At 49.7% G+C, this 18,695-nt stretch carries 19 protein-coding genes; 8 read left to right on the plus strand and 11 right to left on the minus strand.

Annotated features, from left to right (window positions below; all coding sequences use genetic code 11):
- Positions 1 to 118: 118 nt before the first annotated feature.
- Positions 119 to 850 (minus strand): tRNA (N6-threonylcarbamoyladenosine(37)-N6)-methyltransferase TrmO, encoded by a 732-nt coding sequence (gene tsaA, locus B8880_RS02405; protein ID WP_084255821.1) that lies wholly within the window; start codon positions 848 to 850, stop codon positions 119 to 121.
- A gap of 136 nt (positions 851 to 986) precedes the next feature.
- Here tsaA and B8880_RS02410 point away from each other — a divergent pair, with 136 nt between their 5' ends.
- The 3 genes from B8880_RS02410 to B8880_RS02420 all read left to right on the plus strand — a co-directional run bounded on the left by B8880_RS02410 (position 987) and on the right by B8880_RS02420 (position 4,159).
- Positions 987 to 1,919, plus strand: coding sequence for a 1,4-dihydroxy-2-naphthoate polyprenyltransferase (locus B8880_RS02410; protein WP_084255822.1), 933 nt, complete (start codon positions 987 to 989; stop codon positions 1,917 to 1,919).
- Between the two features lie 60 nt (positions 1,920 to 1,979).
- The gene (gene rraA, locus B8880_RS02415; RefSeq protein ID WP_084255823.1) at positions 1,980 to 2,489 is read left to right on the plus strand and encodes a ribonuclease E activity regulator RraA; all 510 of its coding nucleotides are present in this window, start codon (positions 1,980 to 1,982) and stop codon (positions 2,487 to 2,489) included.
- Between the two features lie 251 nt (positions 2,490 to 2,740).
- Positions 2,741 to 4,159 (plus strand): DASS family sodium-coupled anion symporter, encoded by a 1,419-nt coding sequence (locus tag B8880_RS02420; RefSeq protein ID WP_084255824.1) that lies wholly within the window; start codon positions 2,741 to 2,743, stop codon positions 4,157 to 4,159.
- 51 nt (positions 4,160 to 4,210) lie between these two features.
- Here B8880_RS02420 and B8880_RS02425 read toward each other — a convergent pair whose 3' ends face one another.
- The 3 genes from B8880_RS02425 to B8880_RS02435 are packed head-to-tail and all read right to left on the minus strand — an operon-like array spanning position 4,211 to position 6,387.
- Complete coding sequence (locus B8880_RS02425) at positions 4,211 to 4,774, minus strand: aminotransferase class IV family protein (protein WP_084255825.1); 564 nt, start codon at positions 4,772 to 4,774, stop codon at positions 4,211 to 4,213.
- Between the two features lie 15 nt (positions 4,775 to 4,789).
- Positions 4,790 to 5,782: an aminodeoxychorismate synthase component I gene (locus B8880_RS02430; protein ID WP_084255826.1), complete on the minus strand. Its 993-nt coding sequence runs from the start codon at positions 5,780 to 5,782 to the stop codon at positions 4,790 to 4,792.
- Positions 5,779 to 6,387: a Maf family protein gene (locus B8880_RS02435; RefSeq protein ID WP_084255827.1), complete on the minus strand. Its 609-nt coding sequence runs from the start codon at positions 6,385 to 6,387 to the stop codon at positions 5,779 to 5,781. The genes B8880_RS02430 and B8880_RS02435 overlap by 4 nt, the downstream gene beginning before the upstream one ends.
- A gap of 78 nt (positions 6,388 to 6,465) precedes the next feature.
- On the opposite strand from B8880_RS02435, the gene B8880_RS02440 reads away from it, so the two are divergent.
- Entirely contained in the window at positions 6,466 to 8,103 is a 1,638-nt protein-coding gene (locus B8880_RS02440; RefSeq protein WP_167370571.1) for a DNA recombination protein RmuC, read from the plus strand.
- A 38-nt stretch (positions 8,104 to 8,141) separates the two neighbouring features.
- Here B8880_RS02440 and miaE read toward each other — a convergent pair whose 3' ends face one another.
- Positions 8,142 to 8,900 (minus strand): tRNA isopentenyl-2-thiomethyl-A-37 hydroxylase MiaE, encoded by a 759-nt coding sequence (gene miaE, locus B8880_RS02445; protein WP_084255828.1) that lies wholly within the window; start codon positions 8,898 to 8,900, stop codon positions 8,142 to 8,144.
- 73 nt (positions 8,901 to 8,973) lie between these two features.
- Positions 8,974 to 10,020: an extracellular solute-binding protein gene (locus tag B8880_RS02450; protein ID WP_084255829.1), complete on the minus strand. Its 1,047-nt coding sequence runs from the start codon at positions 10,018 to 10,020 to the stop codon at positions 8,974 to 8,976.
- Positions 10,021 to 10,276: 256 nt separating this feature from the next.
- Between B8880_RS02450 and brnQ the strand changes: the two genes are divergently transcribed.
- Positions 10,277 to 11,575, plus strand: coding sequence for a branched-chain amino acid transport system II carrier protein (gene brnQ / locus B8880_RS02455; protein WP_084255830.1), 1,299 nt, complete (start codon positions 10,277 to 10,279; stop codon positions 11,573 to 11,575).
- 65 nt (positions 11,576 to 11,640) lie between these two features.
- Here brnQ and B8880_RS14565 read toward each other — a convergent pair whose 3' ends face one another.
- The 4 genes from B8880_RS14565 to ilvC form a co-directional block, all read right to left on the minus strand.
- Positions 11,641 to 11,820 carry a PIN domain-containing protein gene (locus tag B8880_RS14565; RefSeq protein ID WP_208610875.1) on the minus strand — a complete coding sequence of 60 codons (180 nt, stop codon included), beginning with the start codon at positions 11,818 to 11,820 and terminating at the stop codon, positions 11,641 to 11,643.
- The gene (locus B8880_RS14570; protein WP_208610876.1) at positions 11,805 to 12,059 is read right to left on the minus strand and encodes a PIN domain-containing protein; all 255 of its coding nucleotides are present in this window, start codon (positions 12,057 to 12,059) and stop codon (positions 11,805 to 11,807) included. Before B8880_RS14570 ends, B8880_RS14565 begins: the two co-directional genes overlap by 16 nt.
- On the minus strand, positions 12,059 to 12,316 hold the full coding sequence (locus tag B8880_RS02465; protein ID WP_084255831.1) for a hypothetical protein: 258 nt from the start codon (positions 12,314 to 12,316) through the stop codon (positions 12,059 to 12,061). The genes B8880_RS14570 and B8880_RS02465 overlap by 1 nt, the downstream gene beginning before the upstream one ends.
- A 136-nt stretch (positions 12,317 to 12,452) precedes the next feature.
- A complete protein-coding gene (gene ilvC / locus B8880_RS02470; RefSeq protein WP_084255832.1) occupies positions 12,453 to 13,934 on the minus strand; it encodes a ketol-acid reductoisomerase in 1,482 nt (493 codons plus the stop codon).
- A 297-nt stretch (positions 13,935 to 14,231) separates the two neighbouring features.
- Between ilvC and ilvY the strand changes: the two genes are divergently transcribed.
- From ilvY to B8880_RS02485, 3 genes are all read left to right on the plus strand, one after another.
- On the plus strand, positions 14,232 to 15,107 hold the full coding sequence (gene ilvY / locus B8880_RS02475; RefSeq protein WP_084255833.1) for an HTH-type transcriptional activator IlvY: 876 nt from the start codon (positions 14,232 to 14,234) through the stop codon (positions 15,105 to 15,107).
- Positions 15,108 to 15,166: 59 nt separating this feature from the next.
- Entirely contained in the window at positions 15,167 to 15,838 is a 672-nt protein-coding gene (hxpB, locus tag B8880_RS02480; protein ID WP_084255834.1) for a hexitol phosphatase HxpB, read from the plus strand.
- 65 nt (positions 15,839 to 15,903) lie between these two features.
- Positions 15,904 to 17,406: a helicase HerA-like domain-containing protein gene (locus B8880_RS02485; RefSeq protein WP_084255835.1), complete on the plus strand. Its 1,503-nt coding sequence runs from the start codon at positions 15,904 to 15,906 to the stop codon at positions 17,404 to 17,406.
- A 54-nt stretch (positions 17,407 to 17,460) separates the two neighbouring features.
- On the opposite strand, the gene B8880_RS02490 is transcribed toward B8880_RS02485, so the two are convergent.
- Positions 17,461 to 18,660, minus strand: a complete 1,200-nt coding sequence (locus B8880_RS02490) for an anaerobic sulfatase maturase (RefSeq protein ID WP_208610877.1) — start codon at positions 18,658 to 18,660, stop codon at positions 17,461 to 17,463.
- Between the last annotated feature and the right edge of the window lie 35 nt (positions 18,661 to 18,695).

The following is an 18,695-nucleotide window of genomic DNA, read 5'->3' on the forward strand; positions in this document are numbered from 1 at the left end:
AAAACAAGGGTGACAAAAATAAGAGAGACATAAATCTATGTCACAACAGAGAATACAAAAACCGCACTTTTGTGCTATTCAGTGCAATAAAATTTGGATTATAGATCGCAAAATGAGGTTATTGATCCAATAACTGAATCTCCACCACCTCCGCCACGCCCAGCCGTGGGAAGCGGAAACGGATATTGAACTGCCAAATGCTCATACCGTAAATCCGTTCGCCGCTCTGCCGCTGTTGATAGGCAGGACGCGGGTCTTGTTCGATCAGCTGACGAATAAAGCGTTGCAGGTTCGGGTAGTCCGTTTGTTGGCGGAAAAACGACAAAACGTCAGGAGCAAACCGCACTTCGATCACGCTTGTCGGTTTGTGTTGGGCAAAACCGCTGTGCGCCGTCGGTTCGCTGTCGGCATAGGCAAGGTAGGGTTTGATGTCGAAAATCGGTGTGCGGTTGACCAAATCAATACTGCCGACCTGCAACCGCACTTTGCCGTCGGCGCACACAACGTCGTGCAACCGCACTTTGGACAAACCGAGCGGATTGGGGCGGTGGGTGGCGCGCGAGGCAAACACGCCAACCCGTTGATTGCCGCCCAAACGCGGCGGACGTACGGTGGGGTGCCATTTGTCGGCGGCAATGCGGTCAAATTGGAAAATCAGCCACAAATGGCTGAACTGTTCCAAGCCGCGCACGCTTTCGGGCTGATCATAGGACGGCAGCAATTCGATAACGCCCGTGCCGTCCTGCACCAAATCGGGCTGGCGCGGCACGGAAAATTTTTCGTTGTAGGGAGTCAACGCAACGGCGACCGGTTGCAGCTGTAATGCGGGAAAGACAAAATCTGCCGACATTCTGGATTTTTCCTCTTAAAAAACGTGAAATACCCGCCTAAATCAAAACAAGGGCGGAATTTTGGCATATAATACCACTCAAATTGTGTGCGTGCGGCGAAGAACCGCACTTTTTATTTTTGATTAATTGAAGAATATGAATAAAACCGCGTTAAAAATGTGGCTGGAAACCGCCCGCCCGAAAACCTTACCGTTGGCGCTGGCGTCGATTGTCAGCGGCTCGGCGCTTGCCGGTTTGAGTGGCATTTTCAGTTGGCCGATCATGGCCTTATCCATTCTGACCGCACTTTTATTACAAGTCGTTTCCAATTTCGCCAACGACTACGGCGATCACCTTAAAGGCTCCGACACCGCCGAGCGGATCGGACCGCTGCGCGGCATTCAGCACGGCGTGATTAGTGCCAAACAGCTTAAAACCGGACTGATCGTGATGATCTGCGCCACTTTATGTGCCGGTTTGGCACTGATTTTAGTCGCGACCGAAAGTTGGCAGGATTTAATCGCGTTTGCGGTGCTGGGTGCAGTGGCGATTTTAGCCTCAATCACCTACACCGTCGGGCGCAAGCCTTACGGTTATTTGGGCTTAGGCGATATTTCGGTGCTGATTTTCTTCGGCTGGCTCGGCGTCGGCGGCACTTATTACCTGCAAACCCACAGCATTCGCTTTCCGGTGCTGATGGTGGCGACCGCCTGCGGTTTATTGGCAACAGCCGTGTTAAATATCAATAACTTGCGTGATATAGAACAGGATCGCAAAGCCGGTAAAAACACGCTGGCGGTGCGGCTGGGCGACAAGCCCGCCAAGATCTACCACTGCTGGCTGATTGCGGCGGCAATCCTGTTGTATCTCGCCTTCACCTTGCTCTATTTTCCCTACTGGTCGGGCTTGTTGGTGGTTTTCGCCTTTCCGTTGCTGATCAAACACGCCTGGACGGTGTTTCACGCCGAAGAGCCGCAGCAACTTCGTCCGATGTTGGCGCAGATGTCGCTGTTGGCGCTGTTGGTCAATCTGTTGTTTAGTGTCGGATTATTACTCTTCAGCGGCTTTTACGACGGGTTTAATTGGTAATTTTTCTGTTTACTGTTTATACTAACCGCTGCTGATTTATCATAGATTAAGGATACTGCTATGCGTATTGACACCTCAGAACTATGTGACATTTATCAAGATCAAATCGACGTGGTCGAACCGATTTTTTCCAGCTTCGGCGGCAGAACCTCGTTCAGCGGCAAAGTGACCACCGTAAAATGCTTCGAAAGCAACGGCCTGATTGAAGAAGTGCTGGAAGAAGACGGCTTGGGACGGGTGTTGTTAATTGATGGTGGCGGTTCGGTGCGCAGGGCGTTGATTGATTCCGATTTGGCGCAGCTGGCGGTTGAGAACGACTGGGAAGGGATCATTGTGTACGGGGCGGTGCGCCAGCTGGATATCTTGGAAAATCTGGATATCGGCATTCATGCGTTGGCGCCGATCCCGGTTTCCGCCGACGATAAAACCATTGGCGAAAGCGATGTACCGGTCAATTTCGGCGGCGTATCCTTCCTGCCGGAAGATTATGTTTATGCCGATCTCACCGGCATTATCCTGTCGCCGGAACCGTTGGAGTTAGGCGGCGACAGACAAGATGACGAAGATTAAAACGCTGCACTCTCTTCTCCTCTTCCAAACCTCTGCAAACCCTTTGCAGAGGTTTTTTTATCTTGATTAACCCCTTGATTTTTTTGTCCATAACCAAGCTACAATGGCCGATTTAGTTGCTCAAGTTCACATTTTTGACAATTATTTATTTCATTTAGTTAATAAAATCGCAACCTCCTGCTATATTAATAACATTGCACTACATAAGTGTATTCTCCTTCGAGCCGTACTCAAGTATTAAGGAAATCACCATGACAGACAAAAAAGCAAACAAACCGGAGCCGTTACAAAGCGGAATAGAAGAACATGAATTGAGACGCGGAGGTATTATCTTCCTGGTCAATATTATCCTGTTTTTCCTGCTGCTCTATTTCCTGCCGTTCACTGCCAATGAAAACAAAGGCTTGGCACTGCTGGTATTTATCGGAATTTTATGGCTGACCGAAGCCGTCCATGTCACCGTGACCGCACTTTTGGTGCCGATCATGGCGATTGCCCTCGGACTGGTCGGCACCAGCGCGGCATTGGCCAGCTTTGCCAACCCGACCATTTTTCTGTTCTTTGGGGGATTCGCCTTAGCTACCGCACTGCACATTCAGGGGCTGGACAAGATCATCGCCAATAAAATCATGAATTTGGCAAAAGGAAAGCTGTTCCTAGCCGTGATTTACCTGTTCAGCACCACTGCATTTTTATCCATGTGGATGAGCAACACCGCCACCGCCGCAATGATGTTGCCGTTGGCAATGGGGATTCTGAGCAAAATGGACAAAAGCTCGGATCACAACACCTATGTGTTCGTGTTATTGGGGATCGCCTACAGCGCCAGTATCGGCGGCATGGGAACCGTAGTCGGCAGTCCGCCGAATGCGATTGTCGCTTCACAATTAAAAATCAGTTTCGCCCAGTGGATGACATACGGTTTACCGGTCATGATTCTGATGATGCCATTGATGATCGGCGCTTTATACCTCACTTTCAAACCGAAGCTGGATACCACTTTTGAAAAAACCTTTACCGAACAAAGTTTGCACAAAAAACAGTACGTCGCCTTGGCTATTTTTGTGGTTATTGCCTTGTGCTGGGTCTTTAGCGGGCAACTCAATCCGCTGCTGTCCTCGCTGTTCGGCTTAGAAAAAAACATGGCCAGCTTCGACAGTATCGTTGCCTTAGTTGCTGCCGTCGCTATTTGTATCAGCCGTGTCGCCGCTTGGGACGACATTCAGAAAAACACCGACTGGGGCGTGCTAATGCTGTTCGGCGGTGGTTTGACCCTAAGTGCGGTACTGCGTGATTCCGGTGCCAGCAAAGTGTTGGCGGATCAAGTGGTCGATATTATCCAAGGCGGGCATTTCTACATCATCGGTTTGGTGGTTGCCGCCTTTATCATCTTCTTGACCGAATTCACCTCCAACACCGCCAGTGCGGCGTTATTGGTGCCGATCTTTATCTCGATTGCCGAAACCCTCGGTATGCCACCGCTGGGCTTGTCGTTAATCATCGGGTTAGGGGCGTCTTGTGCCTTTATGCTGCCGGTTGCCACACCGCCGAATGCGATTGTGTTCGGCACCGGACAAATCAAGCAGAGTGAAATGGTCCGCGCCGGTATCCGTCTGAATATCGTGTCGGTATTCCTGATCGGAACCGTCGCCTACCTGCTGTGGTTCTAATCTGCGCCTAGCGCCGAAAAATACCGGTATTTGCCGGTATTTTTTATTACGCTACAACGGATTCATCGCATTAATCACCCGCACTTCGCCATACTCGGCTAATTCGGCAAACGGAATCGAGCGCAGTTGAATTTTATGTTGCGCCAACAGCTTTGCCCGTTGCGTACCGGCTAACAACGGCGTGTCGGGAGTGTACCAAATGCCGTTTTGGCGCAAAACCACGTTGCCGATTGAACAATCCGTTACCATGCCGTGCTTGATAATCAAAATTTCATCACAATCACCACGCTGGGCATACAGTTGATCGAGCAAAGTGCGGTCGCTGAATTTAAGTGCATAATCAATCTGATCGCAAATGATCGGCTTAAACCGGCGAAATTCACGCCGTTGATAGGCAAAAAAGCGCACTTGCTGCTCGATCGCATTATAATCCATACGGCAACGGACTAGGCCTTGTCGAAATTCACACGGCACTGCAATGCTGCTTAAATCCAAGCAATCCGTTTTTTGATCCGAATAGTAACGCGCCAGCGCCTGTTGATAACGCTGTTGATGATACGCCACATTTTGCAGCACGCCGTCTTGCACGGCGATGGTTTCGATTAACGGCAACATGGATTTCTCCCTCTATTATTCAGGATTGATAATCGGAATATACACCTTTTGCAGCAGCTCTTGATATTCATCTTCTAGGCAGCTTTGCGTGGTGATCCCGCCGCCGCTGCGGAACAGCAAGCCGTTTTCCGTCTGTTCAAGGTAGCGGATCAACACCGCACTTTGCAGATTTTCCCCGTCAAACACGCCGAAAACACCGGTGTAATAGCCGCGTTCGCCCAATTCGGCTTGGCGGATAATCTCGACGGTTTTCGCTTTCGGCGCGCCACTGATCGAACCGGCAGGCAGCAATGTTGCCAGCATGTCGCCCACCGTATCTTGCCAGTTTGGCGCTAAGTTGCCGCAAATTTCCGAGCTGGTTTGCAAAATCGTGCCGCGCTCGGTGTGCAGCTTTTCCACATAACGGAAACGGCTGACCTCAATCCGCTCCGCCACCAGCGCCAGATCATTGCGGATCAAATCGACAATCGTGTTGTGTTCCCACTGCTCTTTCTCGGAAGCCAGCAATTGCTGTTCGGCATCGGGCAACTCGGCGTCAATCGTGCCTTTCATCGGGTACGAATAAATCTTATTCTGCGCGGTACTGACAAACGATTCCGGCGAAAAACAGACAAAGTGCGGTTCCGGCGGCGGCGGCTCAAACAGCAATTTAAAGCGTGCACGGCTAAACTGGAAAATCTGCCGTAGGCTGTAATTACACGCAAGTGCGGTCGGATAGGTTAAGTTCAGCAAGTAAGTATTGCCTGCCTGTAATTGCTGCTGCACGAAATCGAACCCCTGTTGATAGCGAGCCAACGGAATCGGGTTTGTCTGAATCCTTAGCGGCTGTTGCGGCGCAAGTACCTGCCAATCGCAATTACTCTGCCCCTCAATCTCAAAATAGAGACCGTGCCGCGCGGCGTCGGCTAACGGCACAAGCAACGGTTTTTGTTGTTCAAAATCGATCAGAAACAGAAACGGCTGGCGCTGTTTGCCGAAGGCGTTGGCTTGCGCAATCCAATTTTTCACGACGCTTTTCCGACTTGCGCCAACAGCAAATGCGGCAGACCGCACTTTAACAATAACTGTGCGGTTTCATAAACCGGCAAACCCATAATGCCGCTGAAACTGCCACTGATATGGCGGATAAACAGGCTGCCGAAACCTTGAATCGCAAATGCGCCGGCTTTGTCCATCGGCTCGCCGCTGGCAATATAGGCTTGAATTTCCGCTTCGCTCAGATCGGCAAAGGTCACATCATTGGTTTGCAGCACGCTGTGGCTTTCGCCTCGAAAATAGACGCATACCGCGGTCAGCACTTGATGGGTTGTGCCGGACAACAGGCGTAAAATCTCTGCCGCGTGGGCGGCGGATTCCGGTTTGCCTAAAATATGGTGCTTCAAGGCAACGGTGGTGTCAGCGGTCAGCAGCGGAAATTCCGGCTCTCGCGCCAACACTTGCCGTGCCCGCTGGTTTTTCTGCTGCGCCATACGCACGGCATACACTTCCGCACTTTCGTCAGGCAACGGCGTTTCGTCGATTTCCGCCTCGACTTTGATTAAGTTTAATCCCAATTCTTGCAACAACTGCCAACGGCGCGGGCTGCCGGAAGCGAGATAAAGTGTCTTGTCCATACGATTTTCGCCTGCTCTGTTTAGGTAAGTGGGCTATTTTGCTTTATAATCTGTCGAAATAAAAGAGGAAGTTAAGCTATGACCGAATTCGCACCGCACTTGATCACGCAGTTGAGCCCAAACCAATGGCTGCTGCTGTGTCTGGCGCTGACCGCACTTTGCCTGCTGCTGTTTTTTGTCGGTGCGCGCCGCAAACGTGACCGGGAAGAATTGCAACAGGATTTGAATAAAACCATTACCGATTTCAATCAATTATTAGCCAAATACGAAAACGTGCAGCAGCTGCGCGAAACCCTGCAACAACAAGCGGTTCAGGCGCAAACCCGTGCCGAAGGGTTGCAAGAGCGCTTGGGCGAGCGCGATGAAAAAATCGGCTATCTGCAAAAAGAGCTGGACGAAGCCCAACTGCGCCATGAGGTCGTCAATCGCAATATTACCGAACTGAAAGAGCGGTTCGGCAGCGCCTCGGCACAGGCAAACAGTTTGCAACAACAGTTGCAGCAAAGCCAAAGTGCGGTCGAACAGCGCGAGCAACAACTGCAACAAAACCGTGCGCAATTGACCGAATTAATTCAGGAATTCACCGAATTAAAAACCACCTTGTCGGAAAAAGAAAAAAACTTTGCCGAACAGCAACGCAATTTTGAGCAGAGCAAACAACAGCTGTCCGTTGAATTTCAAAACCTTGCCAACCGGATTTTGGAAGAGAAAAGCCAAGCGTTCCGCCAAAGCAACCAAAGCTCGCTCGACAGCTTGCTGAAGCCGTTCCGCGAGCAGATCGAAGGCTTCCAAAAGCGGGTCAACGAGGTGCATTCCGAAGCGATTAAGGGCAACACCGCCTTGGAAAGCGAAATCAAAAAAGTGTTGGAAATCGGTTTGTCGATGTCGCAGGAAGCGAATAACCTGACCTCTGCGCTGAAAGGCAGCAAAAAAACCGCCGGCAACTGGGGCGAAATGCAGCTGGAACGCAGCTTGCAACTGGCGGGCTTAATCGCGGGCGATCACTACAGCACGCAGGAATCGTACCAAGACAGCGACGGCAAACGCAAACAGCCGGATTTTGTGGTCAAACTGCCCGATGACAAGCACCTGATCATTGATAGCAAAGTCTCGTTGGTGGATTACGAAAGTGCGGTCAGCAGTGACGACGATGTGCAGCAACAGCACTATTTAAGCGAACACGTTAAGGCAATTCGCAACCATATCAGTGAGTTATCCAATAAAGATTACAGCAACCTGATTGGCATGCGCAGCCCGAATTTCGTGCTGATGTTTATCCCGATTGAACCGGCGTATATCGAGGCGATGAAACTCGACCGCACGTTGTTTAACGATGCCTATAATAAAAATGTGATTTTGGTGTCGCACACCACCTTAATGCCGATTTTGCGCACCGTCTCGAATCTATGGCGGATTGAACGCGGCAACAGCGAAGCGCGCGAAATCAGCGAACGCGCCGGCGAATTGTACAATCAAGTCAGTCTGCTGGCGGAGCGCCTGCAAAAACTGGGCGGCTCACTCACCGCCGCCAATAACCATTACAACAACACCGTCACCGCGCTGGTCGGCAACCAAGGCTTATACGGCAAAGTGGAACGCTTCAAAACCCTGTCGGCAAAAGTCACCAAAACCTTGCCGGAAATGGAAACGCTGCAAAGCAATATTGAAACCGACCGCTTGGTCGTTTTAGTTGATGAGCAAGTGACAACGGAGTAAGCCGATCACTAAAGTGCGGTCAAACCGCACTTCAATTGCTATACGATCGGCACACCGGAATGGAACTTAAATTCGTCGTCAGGCGCGCGGATTAATTCCGCTTCCACTTGCGCGAAATGCGCCACCCGTGCGCTGATGTCTTGTCCGGCAATCTGTTCGGCTAATGTCAGGTAATCTTCGTAATGGCGCGCTTCCGAACGCAGTAGCGAAATATAAAATTTCTCTAATTTCTCATCTAAATAGGGCGCGAGTTTGGCGAAACGTTCGCAGGAACGGGCTTCGATAAACGCGCCGATAATCAGTTTGTCCACCAGCGTATACGGCTCATGATTAATCACCTCACGCATCAAGCCTTTGGCATAACGTCCGGCGCTGATGTTTTCCAGTGCAATGCCGCGCTGTTCGATAATTTCCAACACTTGATAAAAATGGTGCAGTTCTTCTTTAATCAGCAACACCATTTTGTCGATAATCTCCGCCACATACGGCTGATCGCTGCGCGGCTCGATTTTTTTCGTGATTTGACTTTTGCCTTTCAAGCTGTTGAGATCGCCGATTTTACGGTAGGCAAAATCTTCGTAAGGCTTCATCCATTGCAACAGGTTTTGATTGCTTTCGCTGTCGGCGGCATATTTACGCAAGAGAAACATCGCCGATTGTGCCGCTTTCAGCTCGCACATCATATGATCTTGCAGAATTATACTGAGATTTTGCGGTTTTTTGGCTTCGTTGATCCAGGCGTCAGGGGTTTCGCATTGGAGAAACCGGTGAATCGGGGCTAGCAGTTGTTGATACATGATAGATTTCATCTTATAAATTGATGCAACAATAAAGTGCGGTCTATGATTTGACCGCACTTCAATTAAACCATTAATGGGTTTTCAGTAGATTCCAATATTTTTCATAAATATCAATTGCTTCGCCTACATCCGCTTGCAATACACCGTTTTCGATCTCTTTGCTCGGTGGGAACAGGGTCGGGTTGTTGGCATCAGCTTCATCCAATAAGGCTTTCACGCCGTTGTTCGGCATCGAGAAGCCCATGGTTTCAATCACCACTTTGGCACTTTCCGGACGCAACATAAAATCAATAAAGCGGTAGGCAGCATCGCTGTTTTTCGCACCTTTGGGAATGGCGTAATTATCCATCCAGAAAATCGCGCCCTCTTTTGGATAAACAAAGCGGATATCGGGATTTTCATGCTGCGCGCGGAATGCCGAACCGTTCCAAATCATGCCGATCTCGACTTCTCCCTGCAAATACGGTACTTCCGGCGAATCGGAATTAAACGCCACTACATTCGGCATCAGACTTTTCAGCAACTCATACGCCTGTTTGATTTCGTTCTCATCGCTGGTATTCGGCGAATAACCGAGCAACAATAACGCAAAATGGAACACTTCGCGCGAATCGGCGGTCAGCAACACTTTGCCTTTATATTGCGCATTCCACAAATCTTGCCAACTGCTGACCGCACTTGGATCGATTTCCGCTGCATTCAGCCCGATTCCGGTCAAACCATAGACATACGGTAGCGAATAGCGATTATTCGGATCAAAAGGCTTGTCCAGCAATTCGGTGCTGATATTCCCCAAATTGCTCAACTTGCTTTTATCCAGCGGCTGCAACATATTTTCCTGCGCCATTTTGCCGATATAGTAGCTTGACGGAAACACCAAATCATAACCGCTCTGCTGGGTCAGCTTCATTTTGGAATACATCTCTTCGTTGCTTTCAAAGGTCGAATAAATCACTTCGATCCCCGTCTCTTTGGTAAAGTCGGCCAGCAACTTCGAGGGAATATATTCGGTCCAGTTGTACACATATAACTTTTGTGCCAATGCCACACTGCTAAACAGGCTCAATGCCGCGATAAAACCCGATTTCAATAAGCGGCGGGCGGATAATGCTTTCATAGGTCAACTCCTCTTGCGCCCGACAACATCGGGCAAGTGGTGGGCTTTGTCAATAATCAGCGCAAAGTATAACAACTTAGCTCCGGCTTTTCTAACGCTGTTTTTAGCCCGCTCCATTTGATATTTTTTACTTAAAATAAGCAAAACCGCACAATAAAATCGTAACAAAGTGCGGTTAATACCATTTTATTCTCTAAGAAATGCAAATTTTATAGTATCATCGTCCGATTTAAAAAATACTAAAAGGTGATACTGAATGACACTATCCCGCAAAGAAATTGCCGTACTCGGCATGATGATTTTTTCGCTGTTTTTAGGCGCCGGCAATATTATTTTTCCGCCGATGGAAGGCTTCCAAGCCGGCACGAACTGGCTGTGGGCAGCACTCGGTTTTATTCTCACCGGCGTGATTATGCCGTTTATCACACTGCTGACCGTGTCGGTTAAAGGGCGCGGCGAAGAGTTGTCGCGCGATCTGCCGCAATGGTTGGAAGTGGCGTTTTGGTCGATCTTATATCTGGTGATCGGCTCAACCTTTGCCATGCCGCGGATTACCAACGTCGCCTATGAAATGGCGTGGCAGCCGCTCAATCTGTTTAACGGCGACTATTCACACATTGTGTTTGCAATTGCCTTTAACCTGATTGCGCTGCTTTTTATGCTTGGGCGCAGCACCATGATTTCCAGTATCGGCAAATTTATGGCGCCGTTATTATTGCTGTTGCTGGCGGCAGTCGGCTTTGCGGTGATGACCAATCCTCTGTCGGAAATCATACCGCCCAGCCATGCCTATGCCGACAACTCTGCGGTAGCAACCGGCTTGGTCAGCGGTTATCAAACCATGGACGTGCTGTCGGCGATGGCATTCGGCGGCATTGTGGCGCGCGCCTTGGCGGTGAAAGGGGTGGCGCACAAAAGTGCGGTCTTAAAATATGCCCTCAGTGCCGGCGTTGTGTCGGTGGTACTGCTGGCGGCACTGTATCTGTGCCTGTTCTATTTGGGCGCCACCAGCGCGCCGGTGGCGCAAAACGCCAGCAACGGCGGACAAATTTTCTCCGCCTATGTCAACCAACTGTTCGGTAAAAGCGGCTTGCTGATGATGAGCGCCATTGTGTTATTGGCAAGTTTGACCACCTTGGTCGGCGTCACCAGCGCTTGTGCCGACTATTTTTCCCAATTCCACCACCGTTTAAATTATAAATTTTTCGTCATTCTGTTCAGTGTCGCGACCACCGTCATCGCCGAAACCGGCTTGACCACTCTGTTACGCGTGACCATTCCGGCATTACTGTTGATCTACCCGATGGCGATTATCTTGGTGGTGCTGCAATTCCTGCGACCGCACTTGCCGAATGTCCGTTTCAGCTACCGCCTGACGATTGCTGTGGTATTGCTGTTCAGCTTGTGCGACAGCCTGAATAACCTCGGTTGGCTGCCGCCACAAATCGATCGCTTGTTAAACTATGTGCCGTTTTATCACTTAGGCTTAAGCTGGGCTGTACCGGCGTTAATCGCGTTGGGGTTGAGTGTGGTGCTGGGGAAAAGCAAGGCGTAAATTTTCAAGCAATGGGCTAATTTCACTTCAGCCCATTATTTGTCTTCTTATTTACTTTCCCATATTTATTTTTCCCATGGATTAAGCAAACTCACATTGCTCAGTTGAAAATCTTTGGTGTTGCGGGTGACCACCAACATACCATGTGCAAGTGCGGTTGCCGCAATCAACGCATCGCTTGCTGGTTTGGGATCAGGAATATGTAATCTTGCGCATAGCTTCACAATCGCTAAATCAACTGGCAAAATGCGCCCTGAAAAAAACTGCGGACTTGGTTTTCCAACCAAGTCCGCAGTTTTTGCCCCTGAGCCGTATCTTTGCGTTCAATTCGCATGATTCCTTCTTCCAACTCTAATACCGTAATCACCGATAAATAGAGGTGCTCCGCTTTTACTGACGCAAACCAGTTCACCACATTCAAATCCGCTTTGCCATCGCCGATTTTTCGCAATTCTGAAATCACATTGGTATCCAGTAAGTACATCAGAAAACCTCTCGGCTATCGTCAAACAGTACGCTACGCTCGGTTTCAAGCTCAATTTCTGACAGTCCCGGCATTGCAAGTGCGGTTAAAATATCCGTCGGCTGCCGCTGCAAATGTCGATAGGCTTCAATCGAAACTAACACATGGGTCGTAGCGCCCCTGTCTGTAATAAACACCGCACCGGCATCTTGCGCATAGCGTTTCGCTTTGCCGACTTCATGATTAAATTCTCGGCTAGTCATTGTTATTACTGTCATGTACTTACCTCGTCTGTTTTTTATCCACTTTGTACTGACATTATACTATTTTCTTCTTTTTAGCCAACAAAAAATCCCTTTAGCGCTCACTAAAGGGATTCATTCTTTAACCGAAAAATGTCAAAGTGCGGTTCGATTAACCGGCAACAGCGATTTTTTTCATGTCGGTCATATAACCGCGCAGTTCCTGACCGATATATTCAATCGGGTGGTTGCGAATGGCGTCATTGACATCACGCAGGGTGACGTTATCGATTTCAACCGTAGGGGTGGCTTCGCCTAAATCGCCGCGTTGCAGCGTCGGAATGATTTTTTCGCGTAGAATCGGGGTGGCGACGTTGGCGAACAGGTAGTTACCGTATTCGGCGGTGTCGGAAATCACCACGTTCATTTCATACAGACGTTTGCGCGCGATGGTGTTGGCGATCAACGGCAATTCGTGCAACGATTCGTAGTAAGCGGATTCTTCATAGATACCGCTGGCGACCATAGTGTCAAACGCCAATTCCACACCGGCTTTGACCATCGCCACCATCACCACGCCGTTATCAAAAAATTCTTGTTCGGAGATTTTGATACCGTCGGCTTTCGGTGCGTTTTCAAACGCGGTTTTACCGGTTTCTTCGCGCCAGGTCAGCAAGTTTACGTCGTTGTTCGCCCAGTCTGCCATCATAGTTGCGGAAAATTCGCCGCTGATGATGTCGTCCATGTGTTTTTCAAACAGGAACGCCAATTCGTCTTTGATTTGTTCGGACAACTCGAACGCACGCAGTTTGGCGGAGTTGGATAAACGATCCATCATCAGCGTGATCCCGCCTTGTTTTAAGGCTTCGGTGATGGTTTCCCAACCGTATTGGATTAATTTGCCTGCATACGCCGGATCTTTGCCGTCGGCGATCAATTTGTCGTAGCACACGATGGAACCGGCTTGCAACATACCGCACAGAATGGTTTGTTCACCCATCAAGTCGGATTTCACTTCCGCGACGAAAGAGGACGCCAAACAGCCGGCACGATGACCACCGGTCGCCGCCGCCCACGCTTTGGCAATCGCCCAACCTTCGTCTTGCGGGTCGTTTTCAGGGTGTACCGCGATCAGGGTCGGTACGCCGAATCCACGTTTGTACTCTTCACGCACTTCCGTACCCGGACATTTCGGCGCCACCATCACCACCGTGATGTCTTTACGGATTTGCTCGCCCACTTCCACGATATTCAAACCGTGCGAATAGCCCAGCGCCGCGCCTTGTTTCATCAACGGCATCACCGCTTGCACCACCGCCGAGTGTTGTTTGTCCGGAGTCAGGTTAATCACTAAATCGGCGCTCGGGATCAGCTCTTCATAAGTGCCGACTTTAAAGCCGTTTTCGCTGGCACGGGTGAACGAGGCACGTTTTTCCGCAATCGCCTCTTTACGCAACGCATAGCTTACGTCCAAGCCGGAATCACGCATATTCAAACCTTGGTTCAAACCTTGCGCGCCGCAACCGACGATCACCACTTTTTTGCCTTTCAGATAATTCGCTTCATCGGCAAACTCTTCGCGTGCCATAAAACGGCATTGCCCTAATTGTGCTAACTGCTGACGCAGGTTCAAGGTATTAAAATAGTTCGACATGGTGCTTCCTTATTTATCAGATTAAACGGTGTCCTCATGGACAAGTGAGGGCAGTATAGACTAAAATCCTGATTGCGAAAATTGATATTATTACAATCTATAATTGCATTTTGTGCAATAAATAAGGTACATAATGATCATTGATAAAGCAAAGTAGGGGCGGATTGCATATCCGCCCGAACCGCACTTTGCATTTCTTTATATTAATTCTGTACTTATATCGTATTTCGCAAACGGACGAATATAAAATGTTCCTCTACGATTATCACAAATAACAACCCATAAAAGTGCGGTCAGATGAATTTTCAAGAGATAAAACTGTTTTTGGATTTGGTGGAAAAGCGCAATTTCAACCAAACTGCCATGCAAAACCATATGAGCCCGTCCACGCTGTCGCGTCAGATTCAAAAAATGGAGGCGGAGCTGAAACAACCGCTGTTTTTGCGCGATAACCGCCAAGTCAGTTTGACCGAAGCCGGCGAATTATTTTTGCCGTATGCGCTCTCGACATGGCAGCGCTGGCAGCAGATCAAAAACCAGCTGCAACCGAAACAGCAGGCGCTGAGCGGCGAACTGAAACTGTTCTGCTCGGTCACCGCCGCCTACAGCCACCTGCCGCCGATTTTGGAAGCCTTTCGCCGCCACTATCCGAAAGTGGAAATCAAACTCACCACCGGCGATCCGGCGAATGCGTTGGAGCAAGTGCGGTCGCAGCAGGCGGATTTGGCACTGGTCGGTAAGCCGCTGAAACTGCCCGATAATATTGATTTCCATTTTATCGATCATATCCAACTGTCGCTGATTGCGCCGCGTGTGGCGTGCGCGTCCACCCGTTTATTGCAACAACAGCCGGTTGAATGGGAGCAGATCCCGTTTATCCTGCCGGTCGCCGGACCAGTGCGCGAACGCATCGATCTATGGTTTAAACAGATGAATTTCAAACAACCGAAAATTTACGCCTCGGTCAGCGGACACGAGGGCATTGTGCCGATGGTGGCGCTCGGTTGCGGCGTGGCGTTGCTGCCCGATATCGTAATCAAGAACAGCCCGATGAGCGGTCAAGTGTCTTATCTGGATCTGCCGTTAGCGGTCAAGGCGTTCGAGTTAGGCGTGTGCGTGCAGAAAAAACGGCTGCAACAACCGTTAATCAACGCATTTTGGGGCGTGTTATAACGCGTTAATTCGGTTATAGTAATCACGGTAAAATTTCAATAAAAACATGGGGACAAAAAATGCTGAAAGCGATTATTTTTGATATGGACGGAATCCTGATCGACTCCGAACCGGCTTGGGAAGCAGCCAAATTTGAGGTGATGCAGCGTTTATGCGGCATTAAGATCACCAAAGCCGATGCCGACGCCACTGTCGGTAAACGGGTGGAGGACATCGCCTATATTTGGTGCAAGCAATTCAACCTCGCGCCGGAAAAAGCGGCTGATATTGCGGCGGCAATGAATAAAGCCGTGATCTATTGGATTCAGCAACACGGCGAAGCACTGCCGGGCGTGCAAGGCGCTTTGCAATGGCTGCAAGCCAACGGTTTCAAAGTAGCGCTGGCGTCCTCCTCCAATATGCAGGTGATTGATACCGTGATCGATACCCTGCAATTACGCCGCTATTTTATTTCGCTCAACTCCGCCAACGAACTGCCCTATGGCAAACCGCACCCGATGGTTTACCTGAATACCGCCGAAAAACTGGGGTTGTCGCCACTGGAGTGTCTGGCGATCGAAGACTCGGTCAACGGCGTGATCGCCGCCAAAGCCGCACAAATGGAAGTCATTGCCATTCCGCCGCAAGAGCTGCAACACGATCCGCGTTACCGCATTGCCGATCGCCAACTGGATTCCTTGCTGGAACTGCCGGCGCTGTTACACGGCAGATTAGCGCAAAGTGCGGTTTAGGCTTTCGTCAACAGTGTAAATCCGTTATCATCAGCCCGATTATGATCATCTATTAAGGATATATTATGACCCAATATGCGCTCGCCCAAAGTAAAAACGGCAAAACCCTATCTTTAACCGCCAAAATGGCAAACCGCCACGGTTTGATTGCCGGCGCCACCGGCACCGGAAAAACCATCAGCCTGCGCAAACTGGCGGAAGCCTTCAGTGACGACGGCGTGCCGGTATTTTTAGTGGACGTAAAAGGCGATATTTCAGGGTTGGTGAAAGCCGGCGAGCTGCAAGGCAAAGTCGCCGAGCGGATCGAGCAGTTCGGCTTGGGCGGCGAGAACTATCTCAGCGGCTATCCGGTCTCGTTTTGGGACGTGTTCGGCGAAAGCGGCATTCCGCTGCGCACCACCATTTCCGAAATGGGGCCATTGTTATTATCTCGTTTACTCAATCTCAACGCCACTCAAGAAGGTTTATTGAATCTGGTGTTCCGTGTGGCGGATGATAAAGGCTTGCTGCTGATCGATTTGAAAGACTTACGCGCTATGTTAAAACACGTTGCCGACAACGCCGCCGCTTATCGGGTCGAATACGGCAATGTCTCCGCCGCCAGCGTCGGCGCGATTCAACGTTCGTTGCTGACCTTGGAAAACGAAGGCGCCGCCAAGCTATTCGGCGAACCGGCGCTGAATTTGGAAGACTGGCTGCAAACCCGTGACGGCAAAGGCGTGATCAATATTCTTAACTCGGAAAAATTGATTAATTCCAACCGCATGTACGGCGCATTTTTACTGTGGCTGATGTCGGAACTGTTTGAAAACCTGCCGGAAGTGGGCGATCCGGACAAGCCGACTTTTGTGATGTTCTTCGACGAGGCGCATTTGCTATTTGACGGTGCGCCGACCGCACTGGTCGAAAAAGTCGAGCAAGTGGTGCGCCTAATCCGTTCCAAAGGGGTAGGGGTGTATTTTGTTACACAAAACCCACTCGACTTGCCGGACAGCGTGCTGGGGCAACTGGGCAACCGCATTCAACATGCACTGCGCGCCTTTACCCCACGCGATCAAAAAGCGGTCAAATCCGCCGCCGAAACGTTCCGCAGCAATCCCGAAGTCAACGTAGTGGAAGCGATTACCGCACTTGGCGTGGGCGAGGCGCTGGTTTCTTTCCTCGATGAAAAAGGCATGCCGACGCCGGTCGAAATCGCCTACATTTATCCGCCGAAAAGCCAGCTAAAACCGATCACCGTCGAGCAGCGCAGCGCATGGGTGAAAGATGATGAGCTCTACCCGTTCTATCGTGATGATGTGGATAACGAATCGGCATTTGAAGTGCTGACCGCCGAACAACAAAATTTAGAAGCAGTGGCACAGAAACAGGCTGAACAAGCGCAAGAAGAAAGCGACGGTTTGGTCGGCAGCCTCAGCCGCCTGATTTTCGGCACGAAAAAGCGCGGCGAACAGCTCACCATGACCGAACAGGTGGTCAGCAGCGTCAGCAAAAGCGTCGGCCGCAATATCCGCAACCAAATCGCCCGTCAAATCGTACGCGGTGTTTTGGGGGCGTTGAAGAAATAATCCGTTTTCTTAGCAAGCCAAAGCCTTATGGGATTGCCCATAAGGCTTATTTTTTTAATGGTAAATCTGCTCTCGATACTGCTTCACCAGCGCCAACGGCACATTTTGTTCTTTTAACGTCACCATAAAATTCATCGCCGGCGTGAGATGTTGGAAAATTTGCCGATATGCCGAGCAAAAATAGTTGTGTTTTTCACCGTCCTGATTCGTCACAAAACGGTGTTTCGGACAGCCGCCGTAGCATAATGCCTGCCATTCGCATGCTTGGCAAGTACGGTTGAGATCAGCTTTTTTCTGCGATAGTGTACTTGATTGCCGTTGAATCTCGACTTGTGACAAACTGTCGATGTTGCCCAGTTTATATTCCGGATAAACAAAATGATCGCAAGCATAGACATCTCCGTTCGCTTCCAGCGCCAAATTTTCACCTCCGCACCGTTGACGATAAATACACATTAACGCCTCAACGCCGCAAAAGCGGGCAAAAATCGATTCGAATAATTGCACTGAAATCTTGCCGACGTCTTTTGCCAACCATTCGTCAAACAAGGTATTGATAAAATAGGCATATTGATCGGCGCTAACGGAAAAATGGCTGGTGACCGGAAGAATACTGTCACCGCTCAACCAATTCGGCTTAAAATTAGCGTCCACCCCCATGGTTTCCACCACCGGAATAAACTGCATATAACGGCTGCCCAGCTGTTTTAAAAACTGATAGACCCGTAGCGGATAAGCGGCGTTGATATTGTTGATAACCGTTAAGGTATTAAATTCTACGGCATGTTGCTGCAACAGTTCAATCGCCTGTTTCACCTGCCGGAACGTGCCTTTGCCGCTGCTGCTGACCCGATAACGGTTGTGCAGCTCTTCATCGCCGTCAATCGAAATTCCGATTAAGATCTTGTTTTGTTTAAAAAAGTCCGCCCATTGCGGATTGATCAACAGTCCGTTGGTTTGAATCGCATTATGAATGGTTTTGTTATATTGCGCGGCAAAACGCTGCTGAATACGGATCACCTCGGCAAAAAATGCCAGCCCCGCCATTAACGGTTCTCCGCCCTGCCAGGTAAAATAAACATCTTGATCCGCACTTTGACTGATATGCTGGTGAATAAAATGCTCTGCGGTTTCCAATGACATCATTGCCGATTGCTTATCGCCCGACATAAACTGCTCTTTTTCCAAATAGAAGCAGTAATCGCATTTGATATTGCACTTAAAACTGGTGGGTTTGAGCATAAAACTTAACATTGCAATCCCTCTTCAAAACAGGAAGAAAGGTCACC

The organism is Pasteurella testudinis DSM 23072, from assembly GCF_900176075.1.
Taxonomy (GTDB): domain Bacteria; phylum Pseudomonadota; class Gammaproteobacteria; order Enterobacterales; family Pasteurellaceae; genus Chelonobacter; species Chelonobacter testudinis.